General features: G+C 47.2%; 15 protein-coding genes and 1 tRNA gene. All 16 read right to left on the reverse strand.

Annotated elements, in window-relative coordinates; translation table 11 throughout:
- The coding region (hisG, locus tag U9P07_03940; GenBank protein MEA2108550.1) for an ATP phosphoribosyltransferase at window positions 1-296 on the reverse strand (296 nt) is incomplete at its 3' end.
- A gap of 145 nt (window positions 297-441) precedes the next feature.
- Window positions 442-828: a phosphoribosyl-AMP cyclohydrolase gene (hisI, locus tag U9P07_03945; protein ID MEA2108551.1), complete on the reverse strand. Its 387-nt coding sequence runs from the start codon at window positions 826-828 to the stop codon at window positions 442-444.
- On the reverse strand, window positions 828-2,129 hold the full coding sequence (thiC, locus tag U9P07_03950) for a phosphomethylpyrimidine synthase ThiC (protein ID MEA2108552.1): 1,302 nt from the start codon (window positions 2,127-2,129) through the stop codon (window positions 828-830). Before thiC ends, hisI begins: the two co-directional genes overlap by 1 nt.
- A 21-nt stretch (window positions 2,130-2,150) precedes the next feature.
- A complete protein-coding gene (locus tag U9P07_03955) occupies window positions 2,151-3,212 on the reverse strand; it encodes a thiamine phosphate synthase (GenBank protein MEA2108553.1) in 1,062 nt (353 codons plus the stop codon).
- Window positions 3,199-3,984: a sulfide-dependent adenosine diphosphate thiazole synthase gene (locus U9P07_03960; GenBank protein ID MEA2108554.1), complete on the reverse strand. Its 786-nt coding sequence runs from the start codon at window positions 3,982-3,984 to the stop codon at window positions 3,199-3,201. Before U9P07_03960 ends, U9P07_03955 begins: the two co-directional genes overlap by 14 nt.
- Window positions 3,985-4,155: 171 nt before the next feature.
- Window positions 4,156-8,331, reverse strand: a complete 4,176-nt coding sequence (gene rpoC / locus U9P07_03965) for a DNA-directed RNA polymerase subunit beta' (protein MEA2108555.1) — start codon at window positions 8,329-8,331, stop codon at window positions 4,156-4,158.
- A gap of 30 nt (window positions 8,332-8,361) precedes the next feature.
- Window positions 8,362-12,537 (reverse strand): DNA-directed RNA polymerase subunit beta, encoded by a 4,176-nt coding sequence (gene rpoB, locus U9P07_03970; protein MEA2108556.1) that lies wholly within the window; start codon window positions 12,535-12,537, stop codon window positions 8,362-8,364.
- A gap of 165 nt (window positions 12,538-12,702) precedes the next feature.
- A complete protein-coding gene (gene rplL / locus U9P07_03975) occupies window positions 12,703-13,089 on the reverse strand; it encodes a 50S ribosomal protein L7/L12 (protein ID MEA2108557.1) in 387 nt (128 codons plus the stop codon).
- A gap of 83 nt (window positions 13,090-13,172) precedes the next feature.
- Window positions 13,173-13,688: a 50S ribosomal protein L10 gene (gene rplJ, locus U9P07_03980; GenBank protein MEA2108558.1), complete on the reverse strand. Its 516-nt coding sequence runs from the start codon at window positions 13,686-13,688 to the stop codon at window positions 13,173-13,175.
- A gap of 193 nt (window positions 13,689-13,881) precedes the next feature.
- Window positions 13,882-14,577: a 50S ribosomal protein L1 gene (rplA, locus tag U9P07_03985; GenBank protein MEA2108559.1), complete on the reverse strand. Its 696-nt coding sequence runs from the start codon at window positions 14,575-14,577 to the stop codon at window positions 13,882-13,884.
- A 53-nt stretch (window positions 14,578-14,630) separates the two neighbouring features.
- Window positions 14,631-15,056 (reverse strand): 50S ribosomal protein L11, encoded by a 426-nt coding sequence (gene rplK / locus U9P07_03990; GenBank protein ID MEA2108560.1) that lies wholly within the window; start codon window positions 15,054-15,056, stop codon window positions 14,631-14,633.
- 152 nt (window positions 15,057-15,208) lie between these two features.
- Window positions 15,209-15,739 (reverse strand): transcription termination/antitermination protein NusG, encoded by a 531-nt coding sequence (nusG, locus tag U9P07_03995; protein MEA2108561.1) that lies wholly within the window; start codon window positions 15,737-15,739, stop codon window positions 15,209-15,211.
- Window positions 15,740-15,863: 124 nt separating this feature from the next.
- Entirely contained in the window at window positions 15,864-16,070 is a 207-nt protein-coding gene (gene secE / locus U9P07_04000; protein MEA2108562.1) for a preprotein translocase subunit SecE, read from the reverse strand.
- Window positions 16,071-16,133: 63 nt separating this feature from the next.
- Window positions 16,134-16,210, reverse strand: a tRNA-Trp gene (locus U9P07_04005).
- 15 nt (window positions 16,211-16,225) lie between these two features.
- Window positions 16,226-16,378: a 50S ribosomal protein L33 gene (gene rpmG / locus U9P07_04010; protein MEA2108563.1), complete on the reverse strand. Its 153-nt coding sequence runs from the start codon at window positions 16,376-16,378 to the stop codon at window positions 16,226-16,228.
- 28 nt (window positions 16,379-16,406) lie between these two features.
- A partial coding sequence (gene tuf / locus U9P07_04015) for an elongation factor Tu (GenBank protein MEA2108564.1) occupies window positions 16,407-16,540 on the reverse strand: 134 nt, incomplete at its 5' end.

A 16,540-nucleotide genomic window follows, 5' to 3' on the forward strand; every position in this document is an offset into this window, starting at 1 on the left:
AGCACCCAGCGGACTTTATTGAGCGTCGCCTTGGCATACTGCAATTCAGTTAGTTCCAGTACTTTGGCATCATTTTCCTTAACCCAGTCATGACCGGTAATCCCGGCATCAAGAATGCCGCTTTCCACATAACGGGCCATTTCCTGGGCTCGTATTAACATGCACTCGATTTCCGGATCATCAATCGTGGGGAAATATGACCGGGAACTGGTACGGATTCTGTAACCGGCATTTTTAAATAGATCTATGGTCGCATCCTGCAGCGAACCTTTGGGAATACCCAAACGCAGTTTCATGATGACTCCTTTTACGGTATACGGTTTATGGTGTAAGGAACCTTTAACCTTTAACCTTTAACCTTTAACCTTTAACCTTTAACCTTTAACCTTTAATCTTTAACCTTTAACCTTTAACCTTTAACCTTATACCTTTCCTTTATTTTTATTTTTTCCCGTAGACAGTATCCGGATCAAAAACCTTGGCATCCTTGGTAATGGTTTCCGAACCGTCGGGGTTAATTCTGGTATAAAAACAGCTATTATATCCTGTATGGCAGGCAGCCCCACCAACCTGTTCAACCTTCAGCACCACGGCATCCTGGTCACAATCTACCAGAATCTCCTTGATCAACTGCACATTTCCCGACTCCTCACCTTTGCGCCAGAGTCGATTTCTTGAACGGCTGAAATAGCAGGCCCTTCTGGTAGCCAGGGTTTCCTCCCAGGCTTCCTGATTCATGAAAGCCACCATCAGCACTTCATCAGTCTTATAATCCTGGGCAATAACCGTAATCAGCCCATTCATTTTAGCAAAATTCATCGGTTTCATCATTTTTCCTTATTCTTCTGAGGGTGTAGATACGATTCAAGTTTTTTAATAGCGCAAAATTCTCCACACATACTGCAAACCTGCTGGTCAGCCGGCGGCGCACTCTCGCGAAACTTCCTGGCTTTCTGCGGATCAATGGCCAGGGAAATCTGGCCTTCCCAGTCCAGTTGCTTGCGCTTGGCCGCCATCTGATTATCCCATTCCAGGGCCCCGGGAAGACCATGGGCGATATCGGCGGCATGAGCGGCGATCCGGGAAGCGATAACCCCCTCTTTCACATCATCAGCATCCGGCAGTTTCAGATGTTCAGCCGGGGTTACATAGCAGAGGAAATCCGCCCCGGCTTTGGCAGCTATCGCCCCGCCGATGGCCCCGACCAGGTGATCATAACCTGGGGCCACATCAGTAACCAAGGGTCCCAGCACATAAAATGGCGCTCCTTTGCACAACTTTTTTTCCAGGAGAACGTTAGCCTCAATCTGGTCAATGGGGACATGACCAGGTCCTTCAATCATCACCTGAACGTCCGCGTCCCAGGCCCGTTCAGTCAGCTCGCCAAGGTAAATCAACTCCTGAACCTGGGGTCGATCCGTGGCATCCGCAAGGCAGCCGGGACGCAAACCATCACCCAGGCTCAAGGTAACATCATATTCACGAGCCAGTTCCAGCAAGCGATCATAATGTTCATAAAAAGGATTTTCACGATTATTATAAATCATCCATTCAACCAGAAAAGCACCGCCCCGACTGACCACATCAGTAATCCGGCTACTCCGTCGCAACGCTTCCAGCGTCCGCAGGGTAACCCCGCAATGAATGGTCATAAAATCAACCCCGTCTTCGGCCTGGTTTTCCACCGCTGAAAAAAAATCATCGACGGTTACTTTGCCAAGAAATCCCCGCTTCTTCACCCCTTCAGTAACCGCCTGATAAATGGGAACCGTTCCCAAGGGAACAGGACAACAGGACAGAATTTCACGGCGGACATGATTGATTTCACCACCGGTGCTGAGATCCATTACCGCGTGGGCACCACTATCAATGGCAGCCTGCAGTTTTTCCAGTTCACTATCCAGGCTTTGCAGATCGGAAGATGTACCGATGTTGGCATTCACTTTGACCCGCAGACCCCGACCAATTCCATAAGGGGTGAGTCGTTGATGATTGCGATTTGCCGGGATAACAATACTGCCTTCAGCTATTCCGGTTTGCAATGCCAGGGCAGAGATCGGCTCATCGGCAAGAACATGTTCCATCTGTGGCGTCAGCTTGCCCTGACGGGCGGCTGTCAATTGAGTCATAATAATTTCCTCTGAAGTTAATTACTGGAAACAAGCCAGCAAATCATGGGTCGCCCGACTGAAATCATCACTGGCCAGAATTGCCCGGATAACCCCGATACTGGCTGTCCCTGTATCCCTTACCAAGGCGATATTCTCATGATTGATGCCACCGATAGCCACTACCGGGATGGAAACCTGGCAAACCACCTCCCGCAAGCTATCAATTCCCACAACCGGATCCGGTTTTTCTTTGCTCGCGGTTTTAAATACCGGCCCAAAACCAATATAGTCAGCACCTTCAGCTTCAGCCGCCAGGGCCTGTTCCAGGGAATGGGTAGAACGGCCGATGGGCATTTCTTCACCGACAATTTTGCGGGCTGCGTCAATATCCAGATCATCCTGCCCCAGATGCAAGCCATCAGCAGCTGATAAAAAGGCAATATCAGGGCGATCATTGACAATAAATGGCAGCTGATATTCTGTACACAGGGTTTTCAGCTGAAGAGCCCGTGACAGGAAATGCTGATCACCGGATCGCTTTTGCCGCAGTTGCAGCAGGTTAACACCCGCAATTAATGCCATTTTCAGATCAGTCAACAGGTCATGGCCATGATAAGACGCTTCATCAACCACCAGGTAAAGCGCATAGTTCCGGTCCCCATCAAACCATGAAGAAACCTTGTCTTTCAGAGATATGAGCAGCTTTTTCTCCAGCGTATAAAGAGAAAAACGCAAGCTTTTAGCCTTCCGGGAGACATCATCTTCATTAATTATCTTGGCATATTCCTCAATAACCCGGCTGGCTTCCTGGGATCTTTTCAGCCCCGCCCGTAATACTGCCCGGGAATCATCACGGCTGGCCTCACTGGAGTTGAAGCTCCGGTTTCCCACATCATCATCAGCCTGCCGGGCCTGAAGACATAAGGCTTCCAACTTCGGAGGATAAATTTTTTGCAAAAGATGGCGGATTTCTTTCAGCTGGATAAATGATCGATCATTTTGCCCCAACCGGCAGTGTTCCTCTACCACCCGCAACCCTTCCCGCAGACGATTCAGGTTTGCGTCAAGAACACGGAAAACAGACGATTTATTCTCCGGCATCCAGAAGTCCAATAATGGCTTGCGCTACCCGTTCCCCGGAGAGCAGCATACCGCCGAAAACCGGCCCCATGCGATTGGCACCAAAGGTAGCATTGGCAGCCATTCCCGCCACAAAAGTTCCGGGATACACCTCCTTGGTATTATCCACCGTCGCCTGTTCAGCAACTTCGGCCCACAGGGATTTTTCTCCCATAATCTTTCCGGTTTCCGTCAACAGATCAAATCCGGCTTTACGCTGGATAACATCTATCACTTCAGCATCATGACCGGTGGCATCGATAACATACTTGGCTCTGACCACCAATGGATCAACATGAAGACCTGCCATTTCCACCGGAGACCAGTTCAAAACCAGGCCGCAGACTCGATCATCTCGAACCATGACATCTTCAACTGAAAACAGGTTAAAAATAGTTGCCCCTGCCTGACAGGTTTTTGCCAGCAGCACCGCTACTGATTCGATGGAACTTGCGGTATAATATCCTGATTTATATTCCTGATATTGAACCCCAAATTCATCCAATATCCGCAAGCCCTCTTTCTGAACGACGATTTCATTAAACATCATCCCGCCGCCCCACATGCCGCCACCTATGCTGAGTTTGCGTTCATACATGGCAACCTTTTTCCCGGCTTTTGCCAGATAGTAGGCCGCGACCAGACCAGCAGGGCCACCCCCGACAATCGCAACGTCAAGGTTCAAATGATCTACCAGTTTCTGGTGATAGCGGTCAATAATTGCTCGGGAAATCAATACTTCATCAAGAGCCATAACCCATATCCTTTCTCATTTGAGAATCAAAAAATTCCCATTTGCTGTTTTCGTTAAAACCTCCCAGCCACCGATCAACCAAGGGGTAAGGGGGAGGGTCTCCCCTCCCCCATTTTTTTCTCATCAAGCCATCAGAGCACGACAGAGTATCTTCCCCCCCTGCAGATAGAACTATGCCCCGTTTTTTCCGACACCCCCTGGTAATGCACCGGCATCAGTCTCAGCAGGAATCAGAATATCACTATCCATTTCATCAATCTCAGCCTCAGGAACCTCCGGCTGATCAATGCCTAGCCTCATTTTATTGAACTGCCGGCTACCGGTACCCGCTGGAATCAAGCGCCCCATAATAACATTTTCTTTCAATCCAATCAGGCAATCGGCCTTTCCTTCGACACTGGCCTGAGTCAACACCTTGGTGGTTTCCTGGAATGACGCGGCTGAAATAAAGCTCTCCGTACTTAAAGAAGCCTTGGTAATCCCCAAAAAGAGCGGTTCGCCAACTGCCGCCTGTTTTCCCGCGGCAACTACCGCTTCATTTTCTTCTTCAAATATGATCCTTTCGACATTTTCATCCATCAGGAAACGGGTATCTCCCGGATCAACAATTTTTACCCGCCGCAGCATCTGCCGGACAATTACCTCAATGTGTTTGTCATTAATCCGCACCCCCTGCAGCCGGTAAACCTCCTGGACTTCATTAACCAGGTATTTGGCCAATTCTTTAACCCCGAGGGCTTTAAGAATATCATGAGGGTTCGTCGGACCATCAACCAGCGCTTCACCCGCCATCACCTTATCTCCCACATGAACTATAACATATTTCCCTTTGGGGATAAGGTACTCTGCCGGCTCACCAACTTCCGGGGTTACCACTACTTTACGTTTCCCCTTGGTAACCTTGCCAAAGGAAATAATACCTTCAACTTCGGAAATTATGGCAAATTCTTTCGGTTTTCGGGCTTCGAACAACTCTACCACCCGGGGGAGACCGCCGGTAATATCTTTGGTTTTTGTTGTTGCCCGGGGAATATTAGCAATAATATCACCGGCATGAACTTCCTCTCCCTCATTCTTAAGGATGTGAACCCCATCTGACAGCAGGTAGCGGGCGACACCTTTACCGCCCTTCATTTTGATAGTTCGATTATTTTCATCCTTAATGGAAATCCGGGGACGCAGGGTAGCATCTTTAGGTTCGACAACTACCCGGCGAGACAACCCCGTCAAGTTATCAATAAGTTCCTTGACTGTTACCCCATCACTAATATCCCCATATTTCACCTTACCGGCAACCGCGGTGATTATGGGAATTGTAAAAGGATCCCATTCCGCCAACATTTGCCCCACTTTTACCTGATCACCATCATTAACAGACAACCGGGCACCCAGGGAAATCTTGGTCCGCTCTTTCTTCCGACCATCCTGATCAACAATTGCCAATTCACCATTACGGTTTAAAACCACCAGCAAACCATCCCGATTTCTCACTGTCTCAACATTAATGAAGCTCATCATGCCGTCGGTTTTAGCTTCAAGCATCGACTTTTCTGCCCGCCCACTGGCGGTTCCACCAATGTGGAAAGTCCGCATGGTCAACTGAGTTCCCGGTTCACCAATGGATTGGGCGGCAATAACCCCAACCGCTTCACCCTGAATTACCGTACGGCCACGTGCCAAGTCCCGACCATAGCAAAGGGCACAAATACCCTGTTTTGCCTGACAGGTGAGTACTGAACGAATTTTTACCCGGTCAATACCTGCATCTTCAATTTTCTGGGCAAGTTCTTCGGTAATTTCCTGGTTGGCTTCCACAATCACTTCATCAGTATATGGGGAATAGATATCATCAAGAGCGACCCGCCCCAAGACCCGGTCAACCATTCGCTCGATCACCTCACCACCCTCGGTAAGCGAGTTCACATAAATACCATCCAGGGTTCCACAGTCTTCCTCAGCAATAATCGCATCCTGAGCTACATCCACCAGTCTTCTGGTGAGATAACCTGAGTTCGCTGTCTTCAGGGCAGTATCCGCCAGACCTTTACGCGCTCCATGGGTTGAAATAAAATACTGAAGAACGTTCAAGCCCTCGCGGAAGTTAGCAACAATAGGATTTTCAATGATATCGCCGGAAGGTTTGGCCATCAGACCACGCATGCCGGCCAACTGCCGAATCTGCTGCTGGTTACCCCTGGCTCCGGAGTCAGCCATCATATAAATGGAATTAAATGATTTGATTTCCTGTTCCTGACCATGTTCATCCAGAACTGTTTCTTTACTCAGCTTATTCATCATTTCAGTCGCAAGCTGATCCGTCGTTGTTGACCAAAGGTCAACGACTTTATTATATCTTTCACCGGAAGTGATCAGACCATTAGTATACTGGTTATCAATCTCCCGCACCCGGGCATAGGTGGCCGCAATCATTTCATCCTTCTTAGCCGGAATTTTCAGGTCATCAACACAAATGGAAATCGCTGCCTGGGTAGCCATACGATAACCCAGATCTTTCGCCTGGTCGGCAAATAGAACCGTTTTTTTATCCGCGACAACCAAGTAGATATGCTCAAAAAGATTGGATAAACTTTTTTTATCAAGGGTCTTGTTATAACGGCTGAAAGCAATCTCAGCAGGAACAATTTCCTTGAAAATAATTCGACCTACCGTAGTATCAACCAATTCACCATCAATCATCACTTTAATCGGTGCCTGCATATGGACCGCACCGGCATCGTAGGCAATCCTGACCTCATCTTCGGTGGCGAAAATTTTACCGGAGCCCTTGGAAAAAGGCCGTTCCCGGGTCAACCAGTACAAACCAAGGACGATATCCTGAGTCGGGACAATAATTGGCTTACCACTCGCCGGTGAAAGAATATTATTAGTGGACATCATCAGGACCCGGGCTTCCACCTGGGCATCAACAGAAAGGGGAACATGAACAGCCATCTGGTCCCCATCAAAATCAGCATTAAAAGCAGTACACACCAGCGGATGCAGCCGAATAGCCTTACCTTCCGTCAACACCGGCTCAAAGGCCTGGATTCCCAACCGGTGCAGAGTTGGAGCCCGGTTCAACATTACCGGATGTTCAGTAATCACCTCTTCAAGAAGATCCCAAGCCTCAGACTTCTCCTGCTCCACCATTTTTTTAGCACTCTTGATAGTGGAGACATACCCCCGTTCCATCAGTTTACTGTATATAAACGGCTTAAATAATTCCAAAGCCATCTTTTTTGGCAGACCACACTGATGCAGGCGTAATTCGGGCCCAACTACAATAACTGAACGGCCGGAATAATCAACCCGCTTACCCAGCAGGTTCTGCCGAAATCGACCCTGTTTCCCTTTCAACATGTCACTAAGGGATTTCAACGGCCGCTTATTAGCCCCGGCAATTGCCCGTCCACGACGCCCGTTATCAAAAAGGGCGTCCACCGACTCCTGCAGCATCCGTTTTTCGTTACAGATAATAATCCATGGTGCTTTTAAGTCAATGAGGCGTTTCAAACGATTATTACGATTAATAACCCGACGATATAAATCGTTCAGATCTGAAGTGGCAAAACGACCACCATCCAGGGGAACCAGGGGACGTAAATCCGGTGGTAGAATGGGAATAACATCGAGGATCATCCATTCCGGCCGGTTATCCGACTTGCGAAAATCCTCCAGAACTTTAAGTCGCTTGGCAATCTTCTTTTTCTTCGCTTCCGAACCGGTTTCGGACATTTCCTGCCGCAATAAAACACATACCTCATCTACATTCACATTGGCCAGCATGGTTTTGACGGCTTCAGCCCCGATACCACAGACAAACTCATCATTAAATTCTTCCTGCAGCTGGCGGAACTTATCCTCAGTAATCAGTTCCCCATAGTTTAAGGGAGTTTTCCCCGGATCCAGCACCACATAATTTTCAAAATAGAGAACTTTCTCCACATCCCTCTGGGTCATATCAAGAATCTGGGCAATACGACTTGGCAGGCTTTTGAGAAACCAGATATGAGCCACCGGTGACGCCAATTCAATATGCCCCATTCTGGACCGGCGGACCTTGGATTGAATAACTTCCACCCCACATTTTTCACAAACAATACCACGGTGTTTCATCCGTTTATATTTACCGCAGTTACATTCAAAATCTTTTACCGGCCCAAAAATTTTGGCACAGAACAATCCATCCCGTTCCGGCTTAAAGGTACGGTAGTTAATGGTTTCCGGCTTTTTTACCTCACCAAAAGACCACTCGCGGATTTTCTCTGGTGAAGCCAGGCGGATGCGGATAGCTGAAAAGTTCAGCGAATCTTTTGGCTTTTCAAAAAAACTCAGAATATCTCTCATTAGTCCTCCAGGAATGCAGGGTAATTACTGCTAGTCTTTTTTTTCTTCCAGATCAACATCCAGACACAGGCTCTCCAGTTCTTTAACCAGGACATTAAATGATTCTGGGATACCGGATTCCAACACATTACGGCCCTTAACTATCGCCTCATACATTCTTGTTCGGCCGGCAACATCATCTGATTTAACCGTCAGAAACTCCTGCAGGGTATAGGCAGCCCCATATGCTTCCAGAGCCCAGACTTCCATTTCTCCCAGACGCTGGCCACCAAACTGGGCTTTACCACCCAGAGGTTGCTGGGTAACCAGTGAATAGGGACCAATGGAACGGGCATGCATTTTATCATCAACCAGATGATGCAGCTTAAGCATATACATATAGCCTACCGTTACCTCCCGATCAAAAGGTTCCCCGGTCCGACCATCGTATAAGGTAATCTGGCCACCTTCAGGCAAACCTGCCTCCTGTAGACAGTTTTTGATCTGTTCCTCGCTGGTCCCATCAAAAACCGGGGTGGCCATCGGGACAAAATTTGCCAACTTGGCAGCTAAACGGCAGACATCATCATCACCCATACTGGCAATATTCGAACTGACATCATGATCACAACTGTATATCTTCTCCAATTTCTGCCGCAATTTATCAGGAGCGTAGTTTTCCTGCAAAAAGGTATTTATCTGCGCTCCCAAACCCCTGGCAGCCCATCCCAGATGGGTTTCCAGAATCTGACCAACATTCATCCGGGATGGCACACCAAGAGGATTCAAGACAATATCAACGCTGGTACCATCAGCCATATAGGGCATATCTTCCGTGGGCACAATGCGGGAAAGCACGCCTTTATTCCCATGCCGTCCTGACATTTTATCACCCACCGACAGTTTTCGCTTTATGGCCACATAAACCTTGACCATCTTATTGACCCCCGGCGGCAGTTCATCTCCTCGCTTGATATTCTCTATTTTGTCTTCCAGCGACAGGTTCAACTGCTCAAGCCGTTCTTCAAAAAAATCAATCAATCGATTAATTTTATCTTCAATGTCCGTTCCAGCCTTAATGGCCAGATTCCGACAGAGATCATAGCTAACCATGGCCACCATATCGACAGTCAGTTTTTTCTTGCGGGGCAGCACAACCTCCCCTTTATGCCCCAGCAAGTCGGCCATCAATGTTCGACCAACCAGTAATTCCCGGATTTTTTCATTGACACTGTTACGAACAATCTGGATCTCTTCCTGAATCTCCTTGCGGACCTGTACCGTTTCCTGTTCCCGGTCTTCAGCTCCATAATCTTTGACCCCATAGCCTTTGCGGGAGAAAGTCTTGGTATCAATAACTACACCTTTCACTCCCGGAGGCACCCGCAATGAAGTATCTCGAACTTCACCCGCTTTTTCACCAAATATGGCCCTTAACAGCTTTTCCTCGGGAGACAGCTGGGTTTCTCCCTTCGGAGTAATTTTACCCACCAGAATATCACTTGGATCCACATGGGCCCCCACATGAATAATGCCTTCTGCATCCAGGCTTCCCAACACTTCATCCCCGACATTGGGAATATCTCTGGTTATTTCCTCAGGTCCCAATTTGGTATCCCGGGAAACAACCTCAAAAACATCAATATGAATGGAGGTAAATTTATCTTCACGAATCATCCGTTCATTGATGAGGATGGAATCCTCATAATTATATCCACCCCAAGGCATGAAGGCCACCATGACATTATGTCCCAAAGCCAACTCACCCTGATCCATAGCCGGGCCATCAGCAAGAATATCACCAGCCTGAACAAGGTCTCCATTCCTGACTAAGGGCGTATGATTAAAACAGGTATTCTGATTTGAACGCCAGAATTTAATCAAGGGATAGATATCAACTCCGACATCCTGCAGTTCCTGCTCGGTTTCACAACGGACAACTATTTTACTGCCATCCACATATTCAACCATACCATCACGTTTGGCAACCACCGAGATACCTGAATCCTGGGCCACCTGTTTTTCCATTCCGGTTCCCACCATCGGGGCTTCAGCCAGCAACAATGGTACTGCCTGGCGCTGCATATTGGAACCCATAAGCGCCCGGTTAGCATCATCGTGTTCCAAAAAAGGAATCAGGGCTGCGGCTACACTTACAAGTTGTTTTGGCGACACATCCATGTAATCAATATTTTCGGGGCTGACCATCAGGAAATCGCCGGTATTCCGGGCGGAAACCAGCTCATTGACAAATTCACCATTTTCTTTAAGAGGAGCATTTGCCTGGGCAATAGTCTTCCCGTCTTCATCCATGGCATACAGGTAACGAATTTCGCTGGTTACCTTCCCATCTTTCACCACCCGGTAAGGGGTCTCAACAAAACCAAACTCATTCACCCGGGCATAGGTGCTGAGAGAAGCAATTAAGCCAATATTGGGCCCTTCAGGGGTCTCAATGGGACAGATACGACCATAATGAGTGGGATGAACATCCCGCACTTCAAATCCGGCCCGTTCACGGGTCAGTCCTCCCGGACCCAAGGCACTTAACCGACGCTTATGGGTAATCTCAGACAATGGATTCGTTTGATCCATAAACTGTGACAACTGGCTGCTACCGAAAAATTCCTTAATAGCTGCCGCTACCGGTTTTGAATTAATCAGGTCATGTGGCATGGCCGTTTCAATTTCCTGGAGGCTCATCCGCTCCCTGATTGATTTTTCCATCCTGACCAAACCAATACGATACTGGTTTTCCACCAGTTCACCCACTGTCCGTACCCGGCGGTTACCAAGATGATCAATATCATCAACCATACCTTTACCATTGCGCAGCGAAATAAGGTAACGGACAATGGCAATAATATCTTCCTTGGTCAGGGTTTTACAGTCCAGCGGCTGCTCAGTTTCCAGCTTGTGATTAATCTTCAACCGCCCAACCCGGGAAAGATCATAGCGTTCCGGATTGAAAAAGAGGTTATGAAAAAGTGAGGCTGCCGTTTCAACGGTCGGGGGTTCCCCCGGACGCAGCCGGCGATATATCTCCAGCATCGCCTTCTCGATTTCCATCTCCTTTTCACTTTTACCCTCTTCAGCCGCTTGTTCCCGCTCTTCGGTGGAAAGCAACATTTTATCCATCAACAGGGTATCTCGAAGGAAAGAACCTACATTGATATTATCAATAAAGAGCACCTTGAACTCGGTTATTGAAGAAGCGCATAACCCTGCCAGCAGCTCCTCGGTAATCTCCTGGTTACATTCAACCAGTATTTCGCCGGTATCCTGATCAACTATATCATGGGAAGCAAACGTTCCCATCACTTCTTCTTTAGGTATGGTAATCCGGCTCAGTTCCGCTGTCTTCATCCGTTTAAAGGCTGTTTTATTTACCTTGCGTCCTTTTTTCAGCAAAACTTCACCCGTCTCAGGATGAAGAATATCAACCGAACATTTATAACTGCCAATCAAATCATAGTTGTCATAGTCAATAAGACGAAATAAATCATCGCCTTCGTGAATTATGGTTAAGCTATCATAAAAAAAGTTCAGTAATTCCTCGGTGGAATACCCCAATGCCCGCAATAGAATGGTGGCCGGCAATTTTCGCCGCCGGTCAATACGTACGTGGATGATATCTTTGCTATCAAATTCAAAATCTATCCATGATCCACGGTAGGGGATTACCCTGGCGCTGTAAATCGGCATGGAACTGGTGGTGGTTTTAGCCTCTTCCTGGGCAAAAAACACCCCGGGAGAGCGGTGAAGTTGGCTGACAATTATCCGCTCTGTCCCGTTGACAATAAATGTCCCTCTGCCGGTCATCAGCGGAATTTCGCCAAAATAAACCTCTTGTTCTTTGATGTCCCGGATTGAACGTGTTTCACCTTCCTCATCAAGATCCCAGATTATCAGCCTCACCGTAACCCGGATAGGCATCGCATACGTCAACCCTTTGAGCATACATTCCTGCTCACTGTACCGCGGTTTACCCAAACTATAGCTGACAAACTCAATTGATGATGTACCGTAAAAGTCTTTTATGGGAAATACACTCTTAAAGACACCCTGCAAACCACTTTCCTGACGCTGGTCTGCAGAAACATCTGCCTGAAGAAAGCGCTGATATGCTACCAGCTGAATATCCAGCAGAAAGGGAAGATCCACCACATCTTCAATTGATGCAAAATTGTTTCGGTAACGGGGTATATTAGTCCTTGGAGATACCATAGAGCACTAACCTCTTCTTGGTAGGTTTTGGCAAGTTAACAAACAACTGCCTTATTGTAGGACAAGATACAAAGCTGAGGAGAAAGGACTGTCAAATAAAACAGCATAAGGGATAGGGAACCCCCCCCTACCCCTTACCTCTGCATCAAAAAGCTTGTGTGTCGTTTATTTAATTTCTGCGGAACCGCCCACAGCCTCAATTTTCTCAACCAGCTGTGCGGCTTCATCTTTAGAAACCCCCTCTTTAACCGCCTTAGGGGCTTCTTCAACCAGGGCCTTGGCTTCCTTAAGTCCCAAGCTGGTAATCTCACGAACAACTTTAATAACCTGGATCTTCTTTTCACCAAAGCCAGTCAGTACCACATCAAATTCAGTCTGTTCTTCTGCCGCTGCCGCTCCGGCATCTCCGGCAACTGGCATAGCAGCCATTGCCATCGGGGCAGCCGCTGAAACGCCAAATTTCTCTTCCAGTTCTTTCACCAGCTCGGAAAGCTCAAGAACAGTCATATTTTCAATAAATTTTATTACATCTTCCTTGGTAATTTCAGCCATGATTCACTCCTCTTGGGTTTCTAAAATAACGCTCTGAATGGCTTTATGGCAAACCATCCCTGCACGGTTGATCAAATTTATTTTTATTCCTTGGCTTCCTGAACTGCACTCAGAACTTGCACCAAGGATCGAATAACACCACTCAGGACATTAACCAGTCCACCTGGAACAGCGTTTATAGTTCCCAACATCTGGGCCCTCAGGACATCTTTTCCTGGTAATGAGGCCAAATGGATAATATCAGCAGCAGAAAGTACTGAATCCCCCAGGACACCAACTTTCACTTCCAGCTTTTTTTCTTGTTTGACAAAATCAACCAATACTTTGGCCGCGGCCGCCGGATCATCATAAACCAGGGCCATAGCATTGGGACCCTGTAAATACTCGCTGCATGCCTCAACTATGGTTCCCTTTGCGGCAATTTTAGCCAGGGTATTTTTTATCACCCGATACTCGGCACCCTGTTCTTCCAATTTATTACGTAAGCCGGAAAGTTTTTCAACATCCAAACCTCGGTAATCAGTCAGAAAAGCAGCCTGGGCCTTAGAAAATTGGGTCGATAAATACTCGACCATGGCTTTTTTTTCGGATTTTTCCACGCTCTCACCTCCTTTTATCAATATATTTAGTTAGCCAAAAGAGTGGAAAACCCATAGATGATTCTTCTGATCTGAATGGATAATAAACAGAAGGTACGATCGGATGGCCTCGGCAGGATTTTATAATGCCGGTTTATAATTTCCGGCACCACCTGCGGTCTCTGGCTAAGGTTAACAGGTTATTTCAAGTACATCAGTTTTTGACGCTGGCAATATCAATATCAACACCAGGTCCCATAGTAGAAGATACTGTCATGGTCTTCATGTATATACCCTTACTTGAAGCCGGCTTCATCCGGTTCAGTAATTCAATCAGAGCCCGGATATTTTCTCCCAGTTTTTCAACCTCAAAAGATGCCTTACCCACGGAAGCATGAATAATTCCCGCCTTCTCGGCGCGAAAATCGACTTTACCGGCTTTAATATCCTGCACTGCCTTACCTATGTCAAAGGTAACAGTTCCAACTTTAGGGTTTGGCATTAATCCTCGAGGCCCGAGAACCCTTCCCAATTTACCGACAACCCCCATCATGTCCGGAGTTGCCACGGCCTTATCAAAATCCAGCCACCCATCATTAATCTTTTTGGCCAGTTCTTCGGCTCCCACCTCATCAGCCCCGGCATCACGGGCTTCCTTCTCTTTTTCCCCCTTGGCAAAGACCACAACCCGCACCTTTTTCCCCGTTCCATGAGGCAGAAGGACAGCACCCCTTACGTTCTGATCAGCCTGCCGGGGATCAACCCCCAACCTGATAGCGATATCAATGGATTCATCAAAGTTGGCCGGGGCCAATTCCTTAACCAGGAACAAACCATCCATCAGCAGATATTTTTTCAAAGGTTCAACCTTGACTCTGCTTGCCAGGTATTTTTTTCCTTTTTTAGCCATTTTTTATTCACCTTTTACCATCAAAATAACCGGGAATATATGCCAGAACATCTCTACCCTTCAACCACAATTCCCATACTACGAGCTGAACCCTCTATAATTTTCATCGCCGCTTCCATGGTTTTGGCATTCAAATCAGGCATTTTCAGCTGCGCTATTTCCTGCACCTGAGCGGCACTTACTATACCAATTTTATTTTTGTTTGGTTCACCTGATCCCTTCTCAAGTTTAGCCGCTTTTTTCAGCAGATCAGATGCCGGTGGTGTTTTAGTAATAAAACTGAAAGATCGATCAGCATACACCGTTATAACCACCGGGATAATCATCCCCTGTTGCTGCTGGGTCTTAGCATTAAAAGATTTACAAAACTCCATAATGTTAACCCCTTGCTGACCAAGAGCCGGGCCCACCGGTGGAGATGGATTGGCCTGGCCAGCCGGTATCTGCAATTTTATCATCCCTTTAACTTTTTTAGCCATACTTTTCCTCCCAAGCAAAAAAACGGCTGTAACCATTCAGGCCAGCTGCGGTATATCCTCATTAACGACCGGCATGCACGAAAGACCGGACTAACCGTTGCGAGTTTTCCAAAAGGGGCAAGGAAACTGCACTCCTCCACGCATTTCACCTGTCAAATTTTTTCAACCTGACTAAATTCTATTTCTATCGGGGTCGGCCGGCCAAAAATACTGACCAGCACTCTGACTTTTCCCTTATCAAGAAGAATTTCATCAACTGTGCCGGTAAAGTTCGCGAATGCCCCTTCGGTAACCCTGACATTTTCCCCAACCTCAAAAGCGATTTTGGGCTTGGGCTTCATCTCCCCTTCAGCAATTCGATTCAAAAGAGACTGAGCTTCCTCATCTGAAATCGAGCGAGGGGACTGCCCTCCACCGACAAAACCGGTCACCTTGGGAGTATCCTTCACTACATGCCAGGTCTCATCGTTAAGTTCCATCTTAACCAGCACATAACCGGGAAAGAACTTACGTTGAATTGTTCTTTTTTTACCCCTGACCATCTCAAGGACTTGCTCAGTGGGAACCACCACCTCATCAAAACTGTCTTCCACATTAAAGAGCTTAATCCGCTCCTCAAGGGAGTGCTTCACCTTATTCTCATACCCTGAATAGGCGTGTATCACATACCACTTCTTTGCCATGAATTCCCTAACCCGGCAAAACCGGAACAATAAAGCCTTCGGCCAAAACTACCACATACATCCAACCAGGGGAAGTACCGATGATCTGCCTCCACCACAGAAAGCAGAGTGAAGAAAATAACTGTTAAGCTCCCAGAATTAACTTGACCAGCTTTGAAAGCCCCAGATCTGAAACACCAAGAAAAAGAGAAATAATAATAACAAAAATCAGGACTATCCACGTTAAGCCCAGGGTTTCTTTACGACTCGGCCAGGTTACCTTTTTCAGCTCAACTTTAGAGTCCTGAAAATATTGAACCAGATTCCCCACGCCTTCTCTTATATCAGCCAACTCCAACCCCCTGAAACCTGTATCCGACAATATGATATTGCGAATCGAATTTCTTTTATATTCTGGCAGGCCAGGAGGGATTCGAACCCCCAACACCCGGATTTGGAGTCCGGTGCTCTAGCCATTAGAGCTACTGGCCTACGCAACCTGTCAAACTACTTTGTTTCCTTATGAAGCGTATGGGTACGACAGAAACGACAGTATTTTTTTATCTGTAACTTATCAGGTGTTGTTCTCTTATTCTTGGTTGTGGTATAATTCCGCTGTTTACATTCACCACAAGCCAAAGTAATCAAATCTCTCATAATAGATATCCACTCAACCAGTCATAAAAGCTTATTCAATAACTTCGCTGACGACCCCGGCACCAACCGTCCGACCGCCTTCACGAATCGCAAAACGCAAACCTTCTTCCATGGCGATAGGTGTAATCAGGTTACCCACTATGGTCACATTATCTCCGGGCATTA

It is taken from the genome of Pseudomonadota bacterium (assembly GCA_034660915.1).
Taxonomy (GTDB): Bacteria; Desulfobacterota; Anaeroferrophillalia; order Anaeroferrophillales; family Anaeroferrophillaceae; genus DQWO01.